Below are 2,780 nucleotides of genomic sequence, written 5' to 3' on the forward strand. Positions count from 1 at the left end.
CACAGCGGCGCAGCAGCAGCCGGCGGCGCTCGGCCCCGGCCGGGTCCGGCGGCGCGGCGCACAGGGCGTGCAGCGCGGCGTCGTCCGCCCGCAGCGGCACGTAGCCGGTGGCCAGCGCCTCGTGCAGCAGCTCCGCGTACCCGGAGGCGCTGCCGGGCAGCGCGGCGCGGTAGCGGGCGAGGTCGGCGTTGCGGAACTGGCGCATCCGGTCCGCCTCGGCCGCCGTCTCGTCCAGCGCCGCGGCCAGCTCCGTGCAGTCCCGTACGACGGCACCGCGGCGGGACTGCACGGAGTTGGCCGCGGCGGCCGGGCCCGTTCCGTCACCTCTGGCGGGCCTGGGCAGGCCCCAACTCGACTCGATGGCGATGGCCAGCGCGTCACGCACGACGCGGACCTCGTCGGCGCTGAGCGCCACGCCGCCTCGGGAACCGTATGGCGTAGGCATAATCCGACTTTAGGCCCTGAAGGGGACCGATGGCGCGAAGGCGCGCGGAACGGGCTTCGCCGCGGGGCGGGGGGTCCGCGCGTGCCGTCAGGCGGTCGAGACGTTCCGCTCGTAGACCAGGCGGAGCCCGATCAGCGTCAGCCACGGCTCGTGCTCGTCGATCACCGAGGAGTCGGCCAGCATCATCGGCGCCAGCCCGCCGGTCGCGATGACGGTGACGTCGTCCGGGTCGTCCGCCAGCTCCGCCGCCATGCGGTTGACGACGCCGTCGACCTGCCCCGCGAACCCGTAGAGGATGCCGGACTGCATCGCCTCGACGGTGTTCTTGCCGATCACCGCGCGCGGCCGGGCCAGCTCGATCTTGCGCAGCTGCGCGCCGCGCACCCCCAGCGCCTCCGTGGAGATCTCGATGCCCGGCGCGATGACCCCGCCGACGTACTCGCCGCGCTCGCTGACCGCGTCGAACGTCGTCGCCGTGCCGAAGTCGACGACGACGGCCGGGCCGCCGTACAGCTCGGCCGCCGCCAGGGCGTTGATGATCCGGTCGGCGCCGACCTCCTTGGGGTTGTCCATCAGCACCGGCACGCCGGTCTTCACGCCGGGCTCGACGAGCACGGAGGGCACGTCGCCGTAGTAGCGGCGGGTGACCTCGCGCAGCTCGTGCAGTACGGAGGGGACGGTGGAGCAGACGGCGATGCCGTTGATGCCGTCGCCCAGCTCCTCGCCGAGCAGGGGGTGCATGCCCATCAGGCCCTGCAGCAGCACCGCCAGCTCGTCGGCGGTGCGGCGCGCGTCGGTGGAGATGCGCCAGTGCTCGACGATCTCCTCGCCGTCGAAGAGGCCGAGGACGGTGTGGGTGTTCCCGACGTCGATGGTGAGGAGCATCTAGCCGTCGCCCTCCTCACGGAGGTCGAGGCCGATGTCGAGGACGGGCGTGGAGTGCGTGAGCGCTCCTACGGCCAGGTAGTCGACGCCCGTTTCGGCGTACACGCGCGCGTTCTCCAGCGTCAGCCGCCCGGAGGACTCCAGCCGGGCGCGGCCGTCGACCAGCGCTACCGCCTCCTCGGTCTCGACGGGCGTGAAGTTGTCCAGCAGGATCAGGTCCGCGCCCGCGTCGACCGCCTCCCGCACCTGGTGCAGGGTGTCCGCCTCCACCTCCACGTCCAGGTCCGGGAACTCGGCCCGGACGAGCCGGAACGCCTCCGCCAGACCGCCCGCCGCGACCACGTGGTTGTCCTTGACCAGCGCCGCGTCCGACAGCGACATGCGGTGGTTGACGCCACCGCCGCAGCGCACCGCGTACTTCTCCAGCGCCCGCAGGCCGGGCGTCGTCTTGCGGGTGTCGCGGACCTTCGCGCCGGTGCCGTCGAGGACGTCGGCCCAGGCGCGGGTGGCGGTGGCGATGCCGGAGAGGCGGCAGAGGAGGTTGAGCGCGCTGCGCTCGGCGGTGAGCAGGTCGCGCGTGCGGGTACGGACCGTCAGCAGCGGCTGTCCGGCCGCGACCCGGTCGCCGTCCTCGGCGTGCCGCTCGACCTCCATGTCGTCGGTGCAGACGACGGACAGCACCGCCTCGGCGACGCGCAGGCCGGCGACGACGCCGGCCTCGCGGGCGGTGAAGTCGCCGGTGGCGACGGCGTCTTCGGGGACGGTGGCGACGGTCGTCACGTCCACGCCGTGGTCGAGGTCCTCCTCGACGGCGAGGTGGGCGACGTCCTCCACGTACACGGGGTCGAGGCCGGCGTCGGCGAGGAGCTGGGCGAGACCGGGGTCGAGGCCGCACTCCAGGGGGTCGTGGCCGTACTCCCCCTCCGCACCGCCGGCCGCACCGCCCGCCCCGCAGCCGCAGGCGTCGCCGCAGCCGCCGCCTGCCGCGGCGCCGGTGCCGCCGTCGCCGCCGGCGTCCGGTCCGCCGAGGGGCAGGAGCGTCAGCTCCACGGGCTGGGGTCGGTGGGGCTCTGGGGTGCTGCTCACGGGGTCTCCCGGTGGAAGGCGGTGCCGGCCGTGGTCCGGACGGCGAGTGCGGGGTCGGGGGCTTCTGGGCGTACGGGATCGGGGGCGAGGGTGACGCGGAAGTGGCGGGCCCAGCGGGCGTCGTCCCGGTCGGCGTGGTCCTCGCGCCAGTGGGAGCCGCGCGTCTCGGTGCGGCGCGAGGCGCACTCGACGAGGACCCGGGCGACGAGGAGGAGGTTCGTGGCCTCCCAGGTCTCCACGCCCGGCGCCGCGGCGGCGGGGCGCGAGGCGTCCCGTACCGCGCGCAGCTCCGCGGCGGCGCCGGCGAGGCTGGCGGCGGCGAAGAGGAGGCCGGCGCCGGCGGTCATCGCGCGCTGGATCTCCG

At 75.1% G+C, this 2,780-nt stretch carries 2 protein-coding genes and 2 pseudogenes; all 4 read right to left on the reverse strand.

Going from position 1 to position 2,780, the window contains the following annotated elements; genetic code table 11:
- Positions 1-445, reverse strand: a pseudogene (locus ABD317_RS35545) (hypothetical protein); the annotation flags it as partial.
- Positions 446-532: 87 nt separating this feature from the next.
- Positions 533-1,330: a type III pantothenate kinase gene (locus ABD317_RS35550; protein ID WP_344295913.1), complete on the reverse strand. Its 798-nt coding sequence runs from the start codon at positions 1,328-1,330 to the stop codon at positions 533-535.
- Positions 1,331-2,380, reverse strand: a complete 1,050-nt coding sequence (gene nadC / locus ABD317_RS35555) for a carboxylating nicotinate-nucleotide diphosphorylase (RefSeq protein ID WP_344295916.1) — start codon at positions 2,378-2,380, stop codon at positions 1,331-1,333. It abuts the gene before it with no gap.
- A gap of 32 nt (positions 2,381-2,412) precedes the next feature.
- A pseudogene (locus ABD317_RS35560) lies at positions 2,413-2,780 on the reverse strand (L-aspartate oxidase); the annotation flags it as partial.

The sequence above is a fragment of the Streptomyces synnematoformans genome, from assembly GCF_039531005.1.
GTDB lineage: Bacteria > Actinomycetota > Actinomycetes > Streptomycetales > Streptomycetaceae > Streptomyces > Streptomyces synnematoformans.

Coding starts and splice junctions, on each gene's coding strand:
- ABD317_RS35550 (WP_344295913.1), bottom strand. CDS start 1,330: ATGCTCCTCACCATCGACGTCGGGAACACCCACACCGTCCTCGGCCTC.